Here is a 19292-nt window from a genome sequence, read left to right on the forward strand (position 1 = left end):
CCGAGTACGGCGCGGGGGAGCCCCGTACACACACGATTGGGTAGCCAGTGCTTCTGAAAACCTTCGGCTGGTCGTTCGCGGTCACCGCGCTCGGCCTGGTCGCGGCGGTCTTCTACGGGGGGTGGACCGCCTTCGGCATCGTCGCGATCCTCTCCATCATGGAGATCTCGCTGTCCTTCGACAACGCGGTGGTCAACGCCGGGATCCTGAAGAAGATGAATGCCTTCTGGCAGAAGATCTTCCTCACCATCGGCATCCTCATCGCCGTGTTCGGCATGCGCCTGGTCTTCCCGGTCGTGATCGTGGCGATCAGCGCCCAGCTCGGACCGATCGAGGCAGTCGACCTCGCGCTCACGGACAAGGACCGCTATCAGGAGCTGGTGACGGACGCCCATCCGTCGATCGCCGCCTTCGGTGGCATGTTCCTTCTGATGATCTTCCTCGACTTCATCTTCGAGGACCGGGAGATCAAGTGGCTGGCCTGGCTGGAGCGTCCGCTGGCCAAGCTCGGCAAGGTCGACATGCTGTCGGTCTGCATCGCCCTGATCGTGCTGCTGGTCTCCGCGATCACCTTCGGCGCCCACGCCCACCAGCACGGCGGCGCCCATGCCGACAAGGCGGAGACGGTCCTGCTGGCGGGCATCGCGGGTCTGATCACCTACATGATCGTCGGCGGTCTCTCCGGCTACTTCGAGGACAAACTCGAAGAGGAGGAGGAACGGGAGCACGAGGAGGAAGAGGAAGCCGCGCGCACCGGCAAGCCCAAGTCGGCCGTCAAACTGGCGGGCAAGGCCGCGTTCTTCATGTTCCTCTACCTGGAGGTCCTGGACGCGTCCTTCTCCTTCGACGGTGTGATCGGTGCCTTCGCCATCACCAACGACATCGTCCTGATGGCCCTCGGCCTGGGCATCGGCGCCATGTACGTCCGGTCGCTCACGGTCTACCTGGTCCGCCAGGGCACCCTCGACGACTACGTCTACCTGGAGCACGGCGCCCACTACGCCATCGGCGCCCTCGCCATCATCCTGCTGGTCACCATCCAGTACGAGATCCACGAGATCATCACGGGCCTCGTCGGCGTCGCCCTGATCGGCTGGTCCTTCTTCTCCTCGGTGCGCCGCAACCGCGCACTGGCGGCGGCCGGGGGAGACGGCGACCAGGAGAAGGCCGAGGTCTCCTCCGGGGTGTGAAACCCTTGATCCCCGGGCCGGGGCGCGCCCCCGGTGCGCCCGCACCCCTGGTGTGAACCCGGCCCGGACGAGGAACGCTCTGAGCGGGGCGGCCGACGAGGACGACTCCTCGGGGCCGCCCCGTCGGCGGTGACGCGAAGGTGGGGCGGGAATGGGCTTCCTGGACGGGCTGTGGCGCGGCCGCGAGTCCGAGTTCGACTCGGGCAGCGCGGCGACCAACTCCATACAGCTGACCAAACGGCACAGTCAGGTCTCCCTGACCAAGCAGGGCGCGGCGACCGGCAATCTCCGCATCAACCTCTCCTGGCGGATGCGGACCTCCGACATCTCGGGCGTCCAGCGGGAGAGCCTGCTGCGGCACCCCTTCAAGGCGCTCAAGCCCCCCGAGGTCGTCGGCCACAGCCAGAGCATGGTCAACGTCGACCTCGACCTCGGCTGCCTCTACGAACTCAAGGACGGCACCCGCGGGGTGGTCCAGCCGCTCGGCGGCTTCCTGGGCGACGTCAACGCCCCGCCGTACGTCAAGCTCAGCGGCGACGACCGCTTCGGCTCGGCCTCCGGCGAGACGCTCTACGTCAACCTCGACCACAAGGACGAGATCAAGCGCCTGCTGCTCTTCGCCTACATCTACGACCAGACGCCGGCCTTCGACCGGACGCACGCCGTCGTCACGCTCTACCCGAGCAACGGGCCCCGCATCGAGATCGGCCTCGACGAGCGGCATCCGCAGGCCCGGTCCTGTGCCGTGGTGATGATCGAGAACGTCAAGGACGAGATCCTCGTCCGCCGCGAGGTGAAGTTCGTCTACGGCTTCCAGGGCGAGCTGGACCGGCTGTACGGCTGGGGCCTGCAATGGGGCCGGGGGCACAAGAGCAAGGCGGAGCGCTGAGCCCCGGCCACCGGCCGCCGTCCGCGGTGGCTACCGGCCGACGAACTGCGGACCCTGCGGGGGCAGCCGGAAGTCCGGATCGGGCGCCCCGGCGACCGGCTGCGGATAGCCGTAGCCGGACTGCGCTCCGGTGACCCCGGCCGCCGCGGGCGCCTGCGGATACCCGTACCCGGGCCGGCCGGCGTCCGGCTGGGGGTAGCCGTAGGCGGGCTGGGCCGCCGCCGGCTGCTGCGGATAGCCGTACGCGGGCTGCGTCGGTACGCCGGTGGGCTGCTCGGGCGGCAGGGGGCGCGAAGGCCCCGGGAGCGGCTGCACGGCCGTCGGGTGGTCGGGGCCGACCGCCGGCGGAGCGGGGGTGGACTGCGCGGGCGTCGGCTGGTCGGGCGTGGCCTGCGAGGGGGCGGACGGCGAAGCGGCGGAAGGGGAGGCGGTGGAAGGGACTGCGGGGGACGTCGACGCGGCGTCGGGCCGGGGGGCCGACATGGGGTCGTCCGCACCCTCCGACTCGTCCACCGAGATGCCGAAGTCGGTCGCCAGGCCCTTGAGCCCGTTGGAGTAGCCCTCGCCCAGCGCCCGGAACTTCCAGCCCTCCCCGCGCCGGTACAGCTCGCCGCAGATCAGCGCCGTCTCCTGGCCGGTCTCCGGTGTGACGTCGAAGTACGCCAGCGGTTCCGCGTCGGCCGCCGCGTCGTGCAGCAGGATGCGCAGCGACCGGACGCGGTCGAAGGTCACGCCGTCCGCCGACGCGACCAGCAGGATCCGGCCCACCGAGGGCTCGACGCCGGAGAGGTCCGTCTGGATCGTGTCGGTCAGGCCCTCGGTGACCCGCTTCTTGCCGAGCCGCCAGACCTGCCCGGAGGGATGCCGTGGCTGGTTGTAGAAGACGAAGTCCTCGTCGGAACGCACGCGGTCGTCCGGCCCCAGCAGCAGCGCGGAGGCGTCGACGTCGGGAACCCCCTGCCCGGGAGTCCAGCGCAGCACGGCGCGTACCGTGGTGGCTTGCAGCGGGACGTTCGACCCCTTCAGCATCGCGTGCGTCATGTCGTCATCCTGCCCTCTCGGTCCTGGTCACGACAACGCGGGGGCGGTACTCGGCTCGCGTCCGCCCGCCTCGGGTCGCCGTCGCCGACACGGCCGGGTTACCTGGAATTCATGCCCGGTGGGAACCTCCGACATCACTACCTACGTACTATTACCGGCCACCTTTCGACGATTCCAGGTCGCCCAGACACCACGGGGGAGTTTAAATGCGTCACTTCGGACAGATAGCCCCTGATGTGCGGAAGCGTCTCTTTCATCAGGAGCCCTGCTCCTTCACCGCGGACTCCCCGGCCAGGCTGCTGTCCGCGGCCCTGGGCGCCACGCTCTACAGTCCGGCCACCCGGCCCAGCCTCGCCGACGACATCCTGAAGCAGAGCGCGCGCGGACTGGTGTCGATGGTGCTGTGCCTGGAGGACTCGATCGACGACGCCGACGTCCCCGTCGGCGAGGCGAACCTCGTCCGTCAGCTCACGGACCTGGCGGAACGTTCCGCCGACGAGGTCCCCCTGCTGTTCGTCCGGGTCCGCACCCCCGAGCAGATACCCGACCTCGTACGGCGCCTCGGCCCCGCCGTGCGGCTGCTGTCCGGGTTCGTGCTGCCGAAGTTCACCGAGGAACGCGGCATGCCCTTCCTGGAGGCGCTCGCCGCCGCCGAGGCCACCAGCGGCCGCAGGCTTTTCGCCATGCCCGTGCTCGAGTCCCCGGACCTGCTGTACCGGGAGTCCCGGGTCCAGACGCTGGAGGGCATCTTCCGCGCGGTCGACAAGTACCGCGACCGCGTGCTGGCCCTGCGGCTCGGCGTGACCGACTTCTGCTCCTCCTACGGACTGCGCCGAGGCCCCGACATGACGGCCTACGACGTCCAGATCGTCGCCTCCGTGATCGCCGACGTGGTCAACATGCTCGCCCGCGCCGACGGCACCGGATTCACGGTGACCGGGCCCGTGTGGGAGTACTTCCGCGTCCAGGAGAGGATGTTCAAACCGCAACTGCGTCAGAGCCCCTTCCTGGAGGGGCAGGCCGTCGAACTGCGCCAGAAGCTCATCGAGCACTCCATGGACGGCCTGCTGCGCGAGATCTCCCTGGACCGGGCCAACGGCCTGCTGGGCAAGACCTGCATCCACCCCTCGCACGTGCTCCCGGTGCACGCACTGTCCGTGGTCAGCCACGAGGAGTTCAGCGACGCCCAGGACATCCTGCGGCCCGAACGCTGCGGCGGAGGCGTGATGCGGTCGGCCTACACGAACAAGATGAACGAGGTGAAGCCGCACCGCGCCTGGGCCGAGCGGACCCTGCTGCGCGCCGAGATCTTCGGGGTGGCGAACGAGGACATCGGCTTCGTGGAGCTGCTCGCCGCCGGACTCTCCGACTGACCGCCGGGCGACCGGACGCAAGCGATCCACCACCGACGCCGGGCCCACGCCGCGGCGGACAACGGGAGGCACGAGTACATGACCGAGCGGGCGCACGCCGAGGGGCACGCCGACGAGTACGCGGGTGAGCAAGCCGGAGGGCACGCGGGTGAGCACGCCGGAGTCTGGTCCGGCAGCTGGGTCGCCGAGCGGCTCGGCGTCCGACTCACCGGCGACGAGGCGCTGACCGGCCTGCTGGGGCTCGCCCTGCGCCGCAACCCCAAGCGGGCGCACCTGCTCGTCTCCAACGTGCTCGGCAAACACGTCCCGCAGTCGCCCGCCGTCGTCCACGGCCACGGCGTCGCCCTGGGCCGACGCGTCCGCGACCTGCTCGGCGCCGAGGAGGCCGCACGCGCGGTCGTCCTCGGCTACGCGGAGACCGCCACCGGACTCGGCCACTGTGTCGCCGACGGCCTGGGCCCCGCCCCCTACCTGCACTCCACCCGCCGCCCGGTCGCCGGAGTCGCCCGGGCCGGCGGCTTCGAGGAGTCCCACTCGCACGCGACCTCCCACCTCCTGCTGCCCGAGGACCCGGCACTGCTGGCCGGAGACGGGCCGCTGGTCCTCGTCGACGACGAGTTCTCCACCGGCAACACGGTGCTCAACACCGTCCGCGCCCTGCACGAGCGCTACCCCCGCAAGCGGTACGTCGTGGTCGCCCTGGTCGACATGCGCTCGCCCGCCGACGCCGGCCGGCTGGACGACTTCGCCCGGGAGATCGGCGCCCGCGTGGACCTGGTGACCACCGCCTCCGGCACGGTCCGGCTTCCCCCGGGCGTGCTGGAGAAGGGGCAGGAGCTGGTCGCCCGGCACGAGGCGACGGCCACTGGGCCGACCGGCCCCGCACCGGCCACGCCACCGTCCGGATCCGTCGAGCGCGTCCGGCTGCGCTGGCCGCACGACGTGCCCGACGGCGGACGGCACGGATTCACCGCCGCCCACCGCGCCCGGCTGGAGGCCGCCCTGCCCGCCATGGCGGCACGGATCGCCGAGGCGCTCCCCGCCGGCGCCCGACGCGTGCTCGTCCTCGGCTTCGAGGAGCTCATGTACGCCCCCCTCCGCCTGGCCCACGCGCTGGAGCAGACCGTCGGCGGCGACGTCGACGTGCGCTACTCCACCACCACCCGCTCTCCCGTCCTCGCCGTCGACGACCCCGGCTACGCCATCCGCACCCGTCTGGTCTTCCCCGCGCACGACGACCCGGCCGACGGCCCCGGCGAGCGCTACGCCTACAACGTCGCGGGCGGCGGCTTCGACGCCGTCGTCGCCGTCGTCGACTCGGCCGCCGACACCCCCGCGCTGCACGCCCCGGACGGACTGCCGGCCCGGCTCGCCGCCCACGTCCCCCACGTCCTGCTCGCCGTCGTCCCGTCCTACGTCCCGCGCCCCCCGCACGCCCCCGAAAGGCCCTCCATGCTGTCCGAGCCCCTGCGCGGCCCCGACTTCTCCTCGTACGCGCCCGACGAGGTCGGCTGGCTGCTCCAGGACCTCTCGGACGTGACGCTGGAGGCACCGACCGAGGAGCGCGAGGAGGCGATCCAGAGCGGTGGCGCGCACTACGCCGAGTCGCTGCCCGTGGAGTACCAGCCCAGCGAGCAGTACCAGGACCTGTTCCACGCGGCGCTCGAGACGTCCGCGGCCCGGCTGGCGCGCGCCGTCGGCGCCGTCACCGAGATCGTCCTCGCGGAACGGTCGCCCCGCCCCGTCCTGGTCTCCCTCGCCCGCGCGGGCACCCCGGTCGGCGTTCTGATGCGCCGCTGGGCGCAGTTCCGCCATGGTCTCGACCTCCCCCACTACGCCGTGTCGATCGTCCGGGGCCGCGGCATCGACGCCAACGCGCTGCGCTGGCTGGCCGGCCACCACGACCCCGCCGACGTCGTCTTCGTCGACGGCTGGACCGGCAAGGGCGCCATCACCCGCGAACTCGCCGCCGCCCTGCGCGAATTCGAGGCCACCGACGGCATCACCGGCTTCGACCCGGAGATCGCCGTACTGGCCGATCCCGGCTCCTGCGTACGCACCTACGGCACCCGTGACGACTTCCTCATCCCCTCCGCCTGCCTCAACTCCACCGTCTCCGGCCTGATATCCCGCACCGTGCTCCGCGCCGACCTGGTCGGCCCGCACGACTTCCACGGCGCGAAGTTCTACCGCGAACTCGCCGCCGCCGACCTGTCACCGGACTTCCTCGACGCCGTCTCGGCCCGCTTCCCCGACGTGACGGACACGGTCGACGCCCAGGCGAAGGACCTCCTCTCCGCCGACCGCACCCCCACCTGGGAGGGCTGGGCCGCCGTCGAGCGCATCAGCGAGGAGTACGGCATCCACGACGTGAACCTCGTCAAGCCCGGCGTCGGCGAGACCACCCGGGTGATGCTGCGCCGCGTCCCGTGGAAGGTGCTGGCCCGCACCGGAGCCGGCGCCGACCTGGACCACGTCCGCCTGCTGGCCGAACAACGGGGCGTGCCCGTGGAGGAGGTCGCCGACCTCCCGTACACCTGTGTCGGGCTGATCCACCCCCAGTACACGCGGGGCGCCACCGGCGCCGACGGCAAGGCGGTGACGCTCTGATGCCCGTACTCGTCGCCAGCGACCTCGACCGCACCCTCATCTACTCCGCGGCCGCCCTCGGACTGACCATGCCCGACCTGCGGGCACCCCGCCTGCTGTGCGTGGAGGTCTACGAGAGCAAACCCCTCTCCTACCTGACCGAGACGGCCGCCCAACTGCTGACCGAACTCGGCGACACTGCCCTCTTCGTGCCGACCACCACCCGGACCCGCAAGCAGTACCAGCGGATCAACCTCCCGGGCCCCGCGCCGAAGTACGCGATCTGCGCCAACGGCGGCCACCTGCTGGTGGACGGCGTCTCCGACCCCACCTGGCACGCCCGGGTGACCGCACGGCTGGCCGACGAATGCGCCTCGCTCGCCGAGGTCCGCGACCACCTGACGAACACCGCCGACCCGCTGTGGGTGCGCAAGCACCGGGTAGCCGAGGACCTCTTCGCCTACCTGGTCGTCGAACGCGACCTGCTGCCCCAGGACTGGGTGAAGGAACTCGCCGTGTGGGCCGAGAACCGCGGCTGGACCGTGTCCCTCCAGGGCCGCAAGATCTACGCCGTGCCCAAGCCGCTCACCAAGAGCGCCGCCGTGCACGAGGTCGCCCGCCGCACCGGTGCCGAACTCACCCTCGCCGCCGGGGACTCGCTCCTCGACGCCGACCTGCTCCTCGCCGCCGACCGCGGCTGGCGCCCGGGCCACGGCGAACTGGCCGACTCCGGATGGGCGGCTCCGACGATCAGCGCCTTGCCCGAGCGCGGCGTCCTGGCCGGTGAGCGGATCCTCCGGGAGTTCCTGCGCGCGGTGCGCCCGACTCGCTGAATCCGCCGTCCCCGTCCCCGTCCCCGGCACCGCTCCCGGTGCCGGGGTGGCCTTCGTCGTCGGCCGGCGGCCGTATGTCCTGCCGCCCGTCCCGCCCGTCGTCGCCGCGGCCCCGCCGACGGTGACCGGCGCCCGGCCGCAGCAGCCGCATGACGACGAAGACCACCAGCGCCAGGGCGGCCGCCGCGAGGATCACCTTCGAATAGGTGGAGGCGATGTCCGAGACCTCCGACCAGTTGTCCCCCAGCGCGTAGCCCGCGAGCACGAACACGGTGTTCCAGATCGCGCTGCCCAGCGTCGTCAGGGCGAGGAAGACGGGCAGCCGCATCCGCTCCACACCCGCCGGCACCGAGATCAGGCTGCGGAAGATGGGGATCATCCGGCCGAAGAACACCGCCTTGGTCCCGTGCCGGAGGAACCACGCCTCCGTCTTCTCTATGTCGGACACCTTCACCAGCGGCAGCTTCCCCGCTATCGCCACCGTGCGGTCCCGGCCGAGCAGGGCACCGATCCCGTACAGGGCGAGCGCGCCGATCACCGAACCCGCCGTCGTCCACAGCAGAACGGCGATCAGGCTCATCCGGCCGGAACTCGCCGCGAACCCGGCCAGCGGCAGGATCACCTCGCTCGGCAGGGGAGGAAAGAGATTCTCCAGAGCGATGGCGAGACCGGCACCGGGGGCGCCGAGGGCGTCCATGAGGTCGTTGATCCACTGCGGTGCCGCGCCGCTGTCCACGGCCGGCTGCGCTGCGATGGCTGTCATGACGACCACGCTAGAAAATCGCGGCTGAAGAGACCCTGAGGAAGACCGCATGATCGATTGCGGTGTACCGCAGGCGGGAATTGCGGTTTTCCGCAGTGTGCCCGCCCACCGCGCCCGACTAGCCTCGCGATCATGCGAGTCATGGCGCGACGTGTAGTGCGGTGCGGGGCGGGCCTCATCCTGGGGACCGCCGCGGCCGCCGTCGAGCTGCTCTTCGCCCTGCTGGCCGGCGTGGCCCTGCTGCCGGTGGCCGCCTGGCCGAAGGGGCGCCGGGCCGTACTGCGCCCGGTCCTCGCGGGCGCGCGGATACTGGCGGAGCTGGAGCGGGGCCGGCTGCGGATGTGGCTCGACCTCCGCGTCACGCCCGCGTACGAGGACGTGCGGGCGCTGCGGTACGTCGCCTGCCACTGGGCCCTGGGCGTCCTGGGCGGGGTCGTGATGCTGACCGCCGCCATCGGCCTGGCGTACGGCACCTTCGGGGTGTACGGCTGGCTCCTGCTGGACGGCATACGCAACCCCGGTTCGCTGGTCCTGGGCAGCCTGGGCGGCTTCTTCCTCGTGTTCCTCACCGTGCAGGGAATATTCGGTGTGGTGGGACTGGAGGGGCAGCTGGCCCGGCACTTCCTCGGCCCGCGCCACCAGGAGGAGCTGGAGCGGCGGATCGCCGAGCTGTCCGCCAGCCGCGCCGCGGTCGTCGACGCGGTGAACGACGAACGGCGCCGCATCGAGCGCGACCTGCACGACGGTGTGCAGCAGCGCCTCGTCGCCCTCGGGATGCTGCTCGGCCGGGCCCGCCGCAGCCAGGACGCCGACCGCCGGGACCGCCTGCTGGGCCAGGCCCACGACGAGAGCCGCCGGGCCCTGGACGAGCTGCGCGAGGTGGCCTGGCGGATCTACCCGACCACGCTGGACGAGGCGGGGCTGCGCGCGGCCCTGGAAACGGTCGCCGAGCGGGCGTCCGTACCGGTGGGAGTGGAGTACGACCTGACCGAGGAGCCCGAGCAGGCCGTGGCAACCGTCGCCTACTTCGTGGTCTGCGAGGCGGTCACGAACGCGGTCAAGCACGCGGCGCCGACCCGTATAAGCGTCGCGGTCAGAGCGGAGGAGAAACGGATGTACGTGAGCGTGCGGGACGACGGCTGCGGCGGGGCCAACGCCGCGGGCAGCGGACTGTTCGGGCTCGCCCGGCGCGTCGCCGCCCTCGACGGCAGCCTCAGCGTGGACAGCCCCCCGGGAGGGCCGACCCTCGTGGCCGCGGAGCTGCCATGCGGCTGATCCTCGCCGAGGACTCGACCCTGCTGAGGGAGGGACTGGTGCGGCTGCTGGCCGAGGAGGGCCACGATGTCCTCGCGGCTGTCGGCAACGCCGAGCTGCTCCTGAAGGCGGTCGCCGAGGACCCGCCGGACGTCGTCGTCGCCGACGTTCGGATGCCGCCCACACACACGGACGAGGGCCTGCGCGCGGCCCTGGAGATACGCGGGCGGTGGCCGGGGGTCGGAGTGCTGGTGCTCTCGCAGTACGTCGAGAAGCGGTACGCGACCGAGCTGCTCACCGGGGAGACGGAAGGAGTCGGATACCTGCTCAAGGACCGGGTGGTCCAGGTCGACGAGTTCCTGGACGCGCTGGAGCGGGTAGCCGCCGGACGTGCCGCGTTCGACCCGGAGGTCGTCCGTCAGCTGCTCGGGAGGACGACGCACACCGACCTGCTCGCCCGACTGACCGTGCGGGAGCGGGACGTGCTGGCCGAGATGGCGCAGGGGCACACCAACGCGGCGATCGCCCGTCGGCTGCACATCTCGCAGAGCGCGGTGGAGAAGCACACCAACGCGATCTTCGACAAACTCGAGCTGACCGGAGGGGAGGGCTATTCACGCAGAGTACTGGCGGTGCTGCGCTACTTGGGGAGCTGACGGGAGCCGAGAGGGGGATCCGGCAGGAGCGGAAGGGCGCCGGGCTCAGCCGCAGCAGCCGCCACCGCAGCAACCCCCACCGCCACCGCCGCCCGACGACGGCGCCGGTGCGGAGGCCGAGCCGCCGACCGCGACCGTCGACAGCAGCTTCACCGTGTCGTCGTGACCCGCCGGGCAGGCGGCGGGAGCGGAGGACTCGGCCATGGGACGGCTCAGTTCGAAGGTGTCGCCGCAGCTGCGGCAGCGGTACTCGTAGCGAGGCATGGGCACAGATTAACCGGCACGGCCGGCCCCGGGTCCCGGTCGGCCGAACTCGGTGATCAGTGACCGGCCCCGCGCTCCTCGCGGATCTGGGCGACCACATGGGCCACCGTCTGCCGGACCGCTTCCGTCTCCGTCAGGAAGTGCCAGTAGTCGGGGTGCCGCCCCTCCAGCGTGGTGATCGCCCGTTCCAGCCGGGCCACGGCCTCGTCCAGGGGACGCGCGTGACGGGGCTCGGGGGTGTTGCGACCGGCCATGGCCAGGCGCTGGGCGTCGCGGATGGCGAAGCGGGTGCGCTCGATCTCCTGCTGCGGATCCTTCTGCACGGCGTTCAGCTGCCGCAGCCGGTCGCCGGCCGCCGACACTGCCTCGTCGGTCGAGTTCAGCAGCGCTCGTACCGTCGACAGCAGGGCGGTGGCGTCGGGCCAGCGCTGTTCGTCACGGGCGCTCTGCGCCTCGGCCAGCTTCCGCTCGGCCTGCCGGACCGATTCGGTGGCCTGGTCCGGCACATGCTGGAGGTCCTGCCAGCAGGCGGCGGTGAACCGGCGCCGCAGCTCGCTCAGCACCGGCTCGACCTGTTCGGTGCGGGTGGTCAGCGCCTGGGCGCGGGTGCGCAGGGAGACCAGGCGGTGGCCGATCTCGGCGGCCCGCTCCGGCAGTCGTTCGGCCTCGGCGCGGACCGCCTCGGCCTCACGGGTGACCCGTTCGGCCCGCTCAAGGGTCTGGGGCACGCCGTGCTGTCCCGCGCCCTGGTTCAGCCGGGTCAGCTCCGGGCCGAGGGTGGCGAGGCGGGTGGCGAGGTCGTCCGCCTTCAGACCGGAGCCGCGTGCGGCGTCCAGGGCGTTGGAGGCGGCGAGCAGCGCCTGCCGGGCGCGTTCGACGGCGGGCGCCAGCCGGGCCAACTGGGTCTCCGCCTTGCCGAGCAGCGGGCCGAGGCCCTCGGCGAAGCGGTCGAGTTCCTGTTTGACCCGGCCCAGCTCGGTCCTGGCGGCGGTCAGTTCCGTGCGGGCGCGGGAGGCGGCGGACGCTTCCAGGTCGTCCCGGTCCAGGTCGTGGGCGTCGACGGCGCTGATGTACTGGTGGCTGACCTCGTCGATGCGCCGGCCCAGGGCATCGAAGTCGGTGACCGCACGCCGGGCGGCGGGGGAGGAATCGACGGCCGCGATCGTCTCTATCGAGATCCGCAGGTCCCGCTGGGCGGTGTCCAGTTCGTAGAACGCGGCGGCCGCGTCGTCCTTCGCGGTCTGGGCCTCCGCCCGCTGGCTCTCGGCCCGCCCGCCGAACCAGCGCCGGGTACCGCCCCCGGCGAACGCCGCGGGGAGCGCGAACACGGCCAGCAGGGGCAGGCCCATCAGGGTGAGCGTGCCGGCGACCGCGCCGGCCCGGCGCCGGCGCAGGCGGTGCGGCAGGCGTTGGGCGCGCGCCACCATCGGCGAGTACGGCTGCGATGGCGTCGCCGTCACATCACTCTCCCGTGTCGTCCGTCCTGCCCGGGTTCATTCTCCCACCCGTTAGGGACGAACACACGGGCCGGTCAGTTCGCGGTTCGGACGGTGATTCTGCCGTCACCGGACCGGGCGTCGACGACGTGCGCGCTGGTGTCGTCGGTGGGCACGGACACGTCGACCGCGCCGTCACCGGTGTCGGTGGACACCTTGTACGTGGCCCGGGGCAGCGAGATCGTCACGGAGCCGTCGCCCGTGCGGGACTCCACCCGGTCCGGGACGGTGCCGAGATCCAGCCGGACCGAACCGTCGCCGGTCTGCGCCCGCACCGTGCGGGAGGCGACCGAGGCACGGACGGAACCGTCGTCGGTACGCAGTTCCAGCGGCCCGGAGGAGTCGGTGACGTGCACGGAGCCGTCGCCGGTACGGATGTTCAGCGCGTCCTCGAACCCGCTCGCCCGCACGCTGCCGTCCCCGTCCCGCACCTTGACGGCGACGCCGCGCGGCACCTCGACGCGGTGCTTGGCCGCGCAGTCGGCGACCACGCCGGAGCAGTGCATCCGCAGCACCAGCCGGTCGCCGTCCATCTTCCAGGTCACCTCGGGGTCCGAGCCGATGGCGACCGACCCGGAGAACCACCGGGTGACCCTGACCTTCCCGGACGCGTGGTCGTCCGAGGCGACGATCTCCAGGGCGGAGTCGTCGGAGTCGACGGTGAGCGTACGGCCCTGGAGGGCGAACGACCGGTGCTCGGGGTCTTTGTCGTCCGAGGCCGAGGCGCAGGCGCTGAGGCCCGCGACGAGGACGGCGACGGCGCCGACGGCGGCGAACGCGCGGACGGGAACGGTACGGGCGGGCATGACGGTCTCCCCCTGGAACGGACGACGAGGTGCCGCACCCGGGGGCCTTCCGCGCCGGCGGAGACCTTCTCGGTGAGGCTCTTCGACCGTACGGAGCGGGCGGCCCCGCCGGGATCCGGGCCGCTACCGGATCGAGGGTGGGGTTAACCCCCGGCCCCCGTCCGAGCACGGCGGGAACGCGTTTGCCGGGCAGCGCCCCGGGCCATGTAGGCTGTCGACTCGTCCTGGGTGCGTAGCTCAGGGGTAGAGCGCCTGCCTTACAAGCAGGATGTCGGCGGTTCGAAACCGTCCGCGCCCACCAGGACCGGCGTCGTCGTCGGAGCCAAGGCCCCCGGAGATCTTCCGGGGGCCTTACGCGTGCGGGTCCTCATGAACGTGTTTCAGCTCGGACCGGGCGCTCACCTGGTCGGGACCGGTCGTCTCCGACCAGTAGCGATGGGTGCTGACGAACACGGCCAGCTCGCGCTCGCGCTGCCGTAGCTTCTCGACCTCGGCCTGCTCGTCCGCCGACCAGCCGGGGGAGGCCGGGCGTTCGACCTTGCGCCAGCCGTTGTCGTCGCTGAAGCCGTCGAGCGGTTCGACGGACCAGGGCAGTCTCTTGAGCAGGGCCGACAGCTCGGCCCGGACCTGATGCAGTTCCTCCTGACCGGCGAGGAGATCACTGGGGAAATCATAGGTCGTAGCCACGTTTCAATGATACGCCTGTTCGATTTTGAGGCGCGCGTTCCCTTCGGTGGTTCATGCGAACGAGTGGCCCCGCGGCCCGGCCCGACTGTCAGACCCCTGCCCTACCGTGAAAGACATGGACGGCATGGACGAGCGGATCGCACCGGGCGGGGAGCGGGTGTGCCTGGTCCCCTGGGCGGAGGGGGACCTGTGGCTGCTGCGCAGGACCAACAGCCCGGAGATGACCGCGCACCTCGGCGGCCCGGAGAGCGAGGAGCGGCTCCTGGCCCGGCACCGGCGGTACGTGGAGCCGGGACCCGGGCAGATGTACCGGGTGACGCTGGCGGACGGCGGCGAGACCGTCGGCTCCGTCGGGCACTGGCAGCGGACCTGGCGGGACGCCGAGGTGTGGGAGACCGGGTGGGGCGTGCTGCCGGAGTTCCAGGGGCGGGGGCTCGCCGTGCGGGCGGCCCGCGCGGTCCGGGAGGCCGCCCGCACCACCGGGACCCACCGGTATCTGCACGCCTTCCCGGGCGTCGGCCACGCCGCCTCCAACGCGGTCTGCCGAGGGGCCGGGTTCACGCTCCTCGGGCAGGTCGACTTCGAGTATCCGAAGGGCCACTGGATCAGGTCGAACGACTGGCGGGTGGACCTCGAGAGGGGAGACTGACGTCATGTGCCGCAGCATCAAGACCCTGCGTCCGCCCGTGCTGGCCGAGGAGGCCACCGAGGACGAGATCAGGGCCGCCGCCCTTCAGTACGTACGCAAGGTCTCCGGATTTCGTGCGCCCGCCGCGCACAACCAGGAGGTCTTCGACCGCGCCGTCGAGGCCGTCACCTCGGCCACGACCGAGCTGCTGGCCGACCTGGAGATACGGGGAGGCGCCGGAGCGCGAAAGGCATCCTGACGCCGAGGGCCGGCCCGACGCGCGCCGTCCGACGCCGAGTGGTGGCGCGGCGCACACTTGCCGCCCCGCGCGTCACTTCCGCCGCCGTGGCCGAAGGCCTGCCGCCGGTCCGCCGACGGCAGGCCGCCCATACGCGCGGCCGACGCTGTCGGTCCCCGGGTGCGCGGCTGACAGCCGCGTGCGAGCGGGCTGCTGACACCTGCCTTCGTGGAAGCCGAGCTGCCCGCTGCCCGTCCGCCTGCGCTGACGCGGACTGCCGCCCGCCGCCGCGGCGCACGCCGCTGTCTTCCGCTGCCGCCCCGCCCTCGCCGCTCGGCCGAGCCCCCGGTCTGCCGACCCGTCGACCGCCGGCTCACCGATCCGCCGCCTCGCAAGCCGGTCGGTCGAGGTCCGTGGGCTACGCGGCCTCCGTCGCCAGGGGGCTTCCGTCGCTACGAGGCTTCCGTCGTTCGTGGCTGGCGGCGCATCAGGTATGCCGCGCCCGCGCCCGCGCCGAACAGCGCCACCAGTGACACTCCCGTCGCCAGCCAGGTGGCGCCCAGCCACTGGCCGCCGAAGTAGCCGAGGGCGACGCTGTACGCGGCCCACGCCAGGCCGGCCAGGGCCGACCAGGGGAGGAACTCCCGGACCCGGCGATGGGCCGCGCCGGCGACGAGTGAGACGACCGAGCGGCCGGCCGGGGCGAAACGGGCCAGGACGACGAGGGCACCGCCGCCGCGGGCCAGGGCGCCGCCGAGACGTTCCTGCGCGGTGGTCAGCCGCCGGGAACGGGCAATCGCGCGGTCCAGCCGTGCCCCGCCGCGCCAGGCGAGGCGGTAGACGGCCAGGTCACCGATGACGGACGCGGTCGCCGCGCAGAGCGTGAGGACGAGGATGTCGGGGACGTCCTGCGGGACCCGACCGGCAGCCGCCGCTCCCGAACCCGCGGCCGCCGCCGTCGCCGCGGTGATCACCAGGACCCCGCTCGGCAGCACCGGCAGGAAGATGTCGAGCAGCACCGAGGCGCCCACCAGCACATAAATCCATGGGCTGCTGACCAGCGACCCGATACTTCCCAGACCTTCGACCACGACAACTCCCCGTTACTCCCCCGTGGGCCGGGCCATGCCGCGAGACGCGGGGACGGCAGGAGCGGCCAATGACAGCCATACAGCGTACGCCCGGGGTGTGACAGAGGGTTCACAGGGGGCTTGTGTGATCGACGCGGGACGTTCACACGGGGGAGGGGCGGCGGGGGTCCGCCCAGGCTCAGGCGGCGACCGGCGTCTGGCGCTCGGGGGTGGATTCCTCCCGCTCGGACGTGCGCCGGGCGAGGAGACGGTCCAGGCCGAAGGCGCCGGAACCGGTGAAGGCGAGCAGCAGGAAGGCCCAGCAGAACATGGCGGGGGCCTCGCCGCCGTTCTCCATCGGCCACAGGGCGTTCGGCTGGTGCACCTTGAAGTACGCGTAGGCCATGGAGCCGGAGCAGATGACCGCTGCCGGGCGGGTGCCGAGGCCCAGCAGGACGAGGCCGCCGCCGACCAGTTGGATCACGGCCGCGTACCAGCCCGGCCAGGTGCCCGCGTCGATCGTGCCGCCCGTCATCGCGGCGCCCCCGAGGACACCGAAGAGGGAGGCGGCGCCGTGGCAGGCGAAGAGCAGGCTGACGACTATGCGGAACAGGCCGAGAACGTACGGCTGGGCGCTGGTGCTGTTGAGGCGTGCGGGCATGCGGGGGTGCTCCTTCGGTCGGCCGGCCGGGGCGGGCCGGTGGGGGACGGAACCGAGTGGGCTGCCACGTTAGGTGAGCCTAATGAGTACTTGCAAGTTCAACATTTAGCCATAACCTGACGTGCAGTCACCCGTCCGGCGCTGCCGCCGCTCCAGGTGGGAGCGCTCCCACACCCGCGGCGCGGCCCACCGATGTGACTCAATTCATACCCCTCCCGGCTCGCGACGACTCATGCCGGAACGACTCCGTACAGACTCCGTAGGGACTCCGTACGGCTACGTCAACTCCCGGTCCGTGACCGTCCGCAGCACGTTCGTCCCGTCCCGGTTCGCGCGGGCCTGTTCCAGGCGCAGCCGGGCCGACCGCCCCCGCAGGGTCAGCGTCATGATCTGGTTGCCGAACCAGGGCCCGCCGGTCCTGCGCCAGCTCACCGCCGGGGGCGCGCATCGCCCGTGCCGGGCGATGCGCCGCCCGAGGGCCCGCGCCGGGGCGCTCCAGCCGAAGCGGAAGCCGAGGCGGATCGAGAGCGGCACCGAGTTGTGGACGGGGGAGCAGGTCAGCTGGGCCACCCGCGCGTCGGGTGTGCGCCCCGGCCACGAGGGCTCCGCCACGTAGGCGTGGTGGACGTCGCCCGACAGCACGCTCACCGTCGCGGGCGCCCCCGGCCCGGTACCGGCATCGGCGATCAGGTCGCCGAGGGCTTCGAAGGACGAGGGGAACGCGGACCAGTGCTCCAGGTCGGCGCCGCGCCGTATCCGTTCCCCGGTCCGTGCCCAGCGGGCGCCCCGCTCGCCGCCGCAGATCGCGGCGTTCCACGCCTCCACGTCGTGCACCAGGTGGGGCAGCAGCCAGGGCAGGGAGGTGCCGATCAGCAGATGGTCGTAAGCACCGTCGCCGCCATCGCCGTCGCTGCCGTCGCCGATGCCGCCCTCGCTGCTGTCGCCACCGTCCCGCCCCTCCATGACCTGCTCGCGCAGCCAGGCGGCCTCGCCCGGGTCGAGCATGGTGCGGCGGTCCTCGTCCAGGACGCGGGCCGCGCGGGAGTCGACCATCAGGAGTCTCGTGCGCCCGAAGTCGCGCCGGTAGCTCCAGCGCACCGAGGCCGGATCGGCGTCGGCCCGTGCGGCGAACTCCCGCAGCGCTTCGGTGCCGTCGGACGCCTCGCGGACGGCCGTGTAGAGCGGGTCGGCGGCCAGTTCGTCCGGGGAGAGGTTGCCCAGCTGCTGGTACACCCAGTACGACATCAGCCCGCTCAGCACCCGTTCCTGCCACCAGTCGGTGGCCCGCATGTCGGCGAGCCAGGACGCGGAGGTGTTCCAGTCGTCGATGACGTCGTGGTCGTCGAAGATCATGCAGCTCGGCACGGTGGACAGCAGCCAGCGCACCTCGGGGTCGAGCCAGGACTCGTAGTAGAGGCGGGTGTACTCTTCGTAGTCGGCGACCTGGTCGCCGGGGCCCGCCGTCACGTCGCGGCGCCCGGCGATCCACTCGCGCGTGGCGTCGGAGATCTCGTCGGCGTAGACCTGGTCGCCGAGCAGCAGCAGCACGTCCGGGCGGGCGTCTCCGGGATCGGCCGCGACGCGGGCGGAGAGGGTGTCCAGGGCGTCGGGGCCCACCCTGCCCTTGCCGCCCGCGGGCGGCGCCGCCCAGCGGCAGGAGCCGAAGGCGACGCGCAGGCCGGCGTCGTCCCCGGATGTGGCGATCACCGAGGGCGGGAAGCGGGAATCGGGCGGCGGCCACACGCCCGTGCCGTCGAGCAGCACCTCGTACTCCGTCGCCGTGCCGGGGGTCAGGCCGCCGACCGGGACCAGGGCGTAGTGGTGGTCCGCGATCCGGAAGGTGCGGGCCGTGCCCCGGGCGCCGTCGGCGCAGCGCACCTCGGCCGTGCAGGGGCGGTCCGTCTCGACCCAGACGGTCGCGCACGAACCGTCGGTGTACCTCAGCAGTGGGCCCAGGCGCAGTTCCGCCATGATGATCCTCTCCTCCGTCGCCCCGTACGGTACGGAACGACGGAGGCCGGCGGGGAGGTTCCGCGCCGAACGGACGGTGTACGGGGCGTCAGCAGTTGGCGAGGTAGCCCTGCAGCGCGGACTTCTCCGCCGAGTCGACCGAGAGGTCGTAGTAGTACTTCACCTGCACCCAGGCGCGCACGTACGTGCAGCGGTAGGCGCTGCGCGAGGGCATCCAGGTGGCCGGATCCTGGTCGCCCTTGGACTGGTTGACGTTGTCGGTGACCGCGAGCAGCTGGGGCCGGGTCAGGTCGTTGGCGAACGACTGCCGCCGCGAGGTGGTCCAGGAGTCGGCGCCGGAGTCCCAGGCCTCGGCGAGCGGCACGAGGTGGTCGATGTCGACGTCGGAGGAGGCGGACCAGGTGGCACCGTCGTAGGGGGAGTACCAACTGCCGCTGGTGGCGGCGCAGGAGGAGTCGGTGACGACGTTCGTGCCGTCGCGCTTGAGGATCGTCTCGCGGGTGTTGCAGGTGCCGGACTGGGTGATCCAGTGCGGGAAGAGGTCGCGGTCGTAGCCGGTCCGGTCCTCGGTGGCCACCGTGAGGGAGGCGAGGTAGGTGCGGGCGGTGGCGGCGCTGACCGGGGTGGGGAGGGCGGCGGAGGCGGCCGGGCCGTTGAGGAGCCCGGCGGAGGCTATGAGCCCGGTGAACGCGGCGAGGAAACCGAGCCGTCGACGCGCGTAGAACTTCGGCATGCGAACTCCCTTGAGGTGTGGGGGTGTTGGGACGCGGGCAGGGGAATGCTCGCGACGCCGCATGGCGCACAGGTGTGCGGTCGGTAAGAAGTTAGTGACGTGTGCATGGCACGTCTAGAAGCGCGGCGAATCTCGTGACGGGAGCCGGGC

General features: G+C 72.2%; 19 protein-coding genes and 1 tRNA gene. 10 read left to right on the plus strand and 10 right to left on the minus strand.

Going from position 1 to position 19292, the window contains the following annotated elements:
- Nucleotides 1–47: 47 nt before the first annotated feature.
- Together ACH4D3_RS09060 and ACH4D3_RS09065 are read left to right on the plus strand one after the other, a co-directional pair.
- Entirely contained in the window at nucleotides 48–1190 is a 1143-nt protein-coding gene (locus ACH4D3_RS09060; protein ID WP_398318351.1) for a DUF475 domain-containing protein, read from the plus strand.
- A 151-nt stretch (nucleotides 1191–1341) separates the two neighbouring features.
- Nucleotides 1342–2079 (plus strand): Tellurium resistance, encoded by a 738-nt coding sequence (locus ACH4D3_RS09065; RefSeq protein ID WP_398318354.1) that lies wholly within the window; start codon nucleotides 1342–1344, stop codon nucleotides 2077–2079.
- A 30-nt stretch (nucleotides 2080–2109) separates the two neighbouring features.
- Here the strand turns inward: ACH4D3_RS09065 and ACH4D3_RS09070 are convergent, their stop codons facing one another.
- A complete protein-coding gene (locus ACH4D3_RS09070; protein WP_398318357.1) occupies nucleotides 2110–3120 on the minus strand; it encodes a TerD family protein in 1011 nt (336 codons plus the stop codon).
- Nucleotides 3121–3326: 206 nt separating this feature from the next.
- Here ACH4D3_RS09070 and ACH4D3_RS09075 point away from each other — a divergent pair, with 206 nt between their 5' ends.
- The 3 genes from ACH4D3_RS09075 (at nucleotide 3327) to ACH4D3_RS09085 (ending at nucleotide 7915) form a co-directional block, all read left to right on the plus strand.
- The gene (locus ACH4D3_RS09075) at nucleotides 3327–4493 is read left to right on the plus strand and encodes an HpcH/HpaI aldolase/citrate lyase family protein (RefSeq protein WP_398318360.1); all 1167 of its coding nucleotides are present in this window, start codon (nucleotides 3327–3329) and stop codon (nucleotides 4491–4493) included.
- Between the two features lie 78 nt (nucleotides 4494–4571).
- Nucleotides 4572–7103 (plus strand): phosphoribosyltransferase, encoded by a 2532-nt coding sequence (locus ACH4D3_RS09080; RefSeq protein WP_398318362.1) that lies wholly within the window; start codon nucleotides 4572–4574, stop codon nucleotides 7101–7103.
- A complete protein-coding gene (locus tag ACH4D3_RS09085; protein WP_398318365.1) occupies nucleotides 7103–7915 on the plus strand; it encodes an HAD family hydrolase in 813 nt (270 codons plus the stop codon). Before ACH4D3_RS09080 ends, ACH4D3_RS09085 begins: the two co-directional genes overlap by 1 nt.
- On the opposite strand, the gene ACH4D3_RS09090 is transcribed toward ACH4D3_RS09085, so the two are convergent.
- Nucleotides 7833–8678, minus strand: coding sequence for a DedA family protein (locus tag ACH4D3_RS09090; protein WP_398318367.1), 846 nt, complete (start codon nucleotides 8676–8678; stop codon nucleotides 7833–7835). The two genes, ACH4D3_RS09085 and ACH4D3_RS09090, sit on opposite strands and share 83 nt — an antisense overlap.
- A gap of 132 nt (nucleotides 8679–8810) precedes the next feature.
- On the opposite strand from ACH4D3_RS09090, the gene ACH4D3_RS09095 reads away from it, so the two are divergent.
- Both ACH4D3_RS09095 and ACH4D3_RS09100 read left to right on the plus strand, forming a co-directional pair.
- Entirely contained in the window at nucleotides 8811–9953 is a 1143-nt protein-coding gene (locus ACH4D3_RS09095) for a sensor histidine kinase (protein ID WP_398318370.1), read from the plus strand.
- The gene (locus ACH4D3_RS09100) at nucleotides 9944–10588 is read left to right on the plus strand and encodes a response regulator (RefSeq protein ID WP_398318373.1); all 645 of its coding nucleotides are present in this window, start codon (nucleotides 9944–9946) and stop codon (nucleotides 10586–10588) included. The genes ACH4D3_RS09095 and ACH4D3_RS09100 overlap by 10 nt, the downstream gene beginning before the upstream one ends.
- 45 nt (nucleotides 10589–10633) lie before the next feature.
- Here the strand turns inward: ACH4D3_RS09100 and ACH4D3_RS09105 are convergent, their stop codons facing one another.
- The 3 genes from ACH4D3_RS09105 to ACH4D3_RS09115 all read right to left on the minus strand — a co-directional run bounded on the left by ACH4D3_RS09105 (nucleotide 10634) and on the right by ACH4D3_RS09115 (nucleotide 13154).
- Nucleotides 10634–10852, minus strand: coding sequence for a zinc ribbon domain-containing protein (locus ACH4D3_RS09105; RefSeq protein ID WP_011028303.1), 219 nt, complete (start codon nucleotides 10850–10852; stop codon nucleotides 10634–10636).
- A 56-nt stretch (nucleotides 10853–10908) separates the two neighbouring features.
- Entirely contained in the window at nucleotides 10909–12312 is a 1404-nt protein-coding gene (locus ACH4D3_RS09110) for a hypothetical protein (RefSeq protein WP_398318376.1), read from the minus strand.
- Nucleotides 12313–12383: 71 nt separating this feature from the next.
- A complete protein-coding gene (locus tag ACH4D3_RS09115) occupies nucleotides 12384–13154 on the minus strand; it encodes a DUF4097 family beta strand repeat-containing protein (protein ID WP_398318379.1) in 771 nt (256 codons plus the stop codon).
- 226 nt (nucleotides 13155–13380) lie between these two features.
- Between ACH4D3_RS09115 and ACH4D3_RS09120 the strand changes: the two genes are divergently transcribed.
- Nucleotides 13381–13455: transfer RNA gene (locus tag ACH4D3_RS09120), tRNA-Val, on the plus strand.
- A 50-nt stretch (nucleotides 13456–13505) separates the two neighbouring features.
- On the opposite strand, the gene ACH4D3_RS09125 is transcribed toward ACH4D3_RS09120, so the two are convergent.
- Complete coding sequence (locus tag ACH4D3_RS09125) at nucleotides 13506–13841, minus strand: hypothetical protein (RefSeq protein ID WP_398318382.1); 336 nt, start codon at nucleotides 13839–13841, stop codon at nucleotides 13506–13508.
- 115 nt (nucleotides 13842–13956) lie between these two features.
- On the opposite strand from ACH4D3_RS09125, the gene ACH4D3_RS09130 reads away from it, so the two are divergent.
- Entirely contained in the window at nucleotides 13957–14490 is a 534-nt protein-coding gene (locus ACH4D3_RS09130) for a GNAT family N-acetyltransferase (protein WP_398318385.1), read from the plus strand.
- A 4-nt stretch (nucleotides 14491–14494) separates the two neighbouring features.
- Nucleotides 14495–14728, plus strand: a complete 234-nt coding sequence (locus tag ACH4D3_RS09135; protein WP_398318388.1) for a DUF2277 domain-containing protein — start codon at nucleotides 14495–14497, stop codon at nucleotides 14726–14728.
- 431 nt (nucleotides 14729–15159) lie between these two features.
- On the opposite strand, the gene ACH4D3_RS09140 is transcribed toward ACH4D3_RS09135, so the two are convergent.
- From ACH4D3_RS09140 to ACH4D3_RS09155, 4 genes are all read right to left on the minus strand, one after another.
- Nucleotides 15160–15798, minus strand: coding sequence for a DedA family protein (locus tag ACH4D3_RS09140; protein ID WP_398318391.1), 639 nt, complete (start codon nucleotides 15796–15798; stop codon nucleotides 15160–15162).
- 178 nt (nucleotides 15799–15976) lie between these two features.
- Nucleotides 15977–16438, minus strand: coding sequence for a DoxX family protein (locus ACH4D3_RS09145; protein ID WP_398318394.1), 462 nt, complete (start codon nucleotides 16436–16438; stop codon nucleotides 15977–15979).
- A 276-nt stretch (nucleotides 16439–16714) separates the two neighbouring features.
- Entirely contained in the window at nucleotides 16715–18409 is a 1695-nt protein-coding gene (locus ACH4D3_RS09150) for an alkaline phosphatase D family protein (RefSeq protein WP_398318397.1), read from the minus strand.
- An 88-nt stretch (nucleotides 18410–18497) separates the two neighbouring features.
- Entirely contained in the window at nucleotides 18498–19142 is a 645-nt protein-coding gene (locus ACH4D3_RS09155) for an HNH endonuclease family protein (RefSeq protein ID WP_003976456.1), read from the minus strand.
- Nucleotides 19143–19292: the final 150 nt, after the last annotated feature.

This window comes from Streptomyces sp. NPDC018026, from assembly GCF_044327745.1.
In the GTDB taxonomy this organism is placed as follows: Bacteria; Actinomycetota; Actinomycetes; order Streptomycetales; family Streptomycetaceae; genus Streptomyces; species Streptomyces rubrogriseus.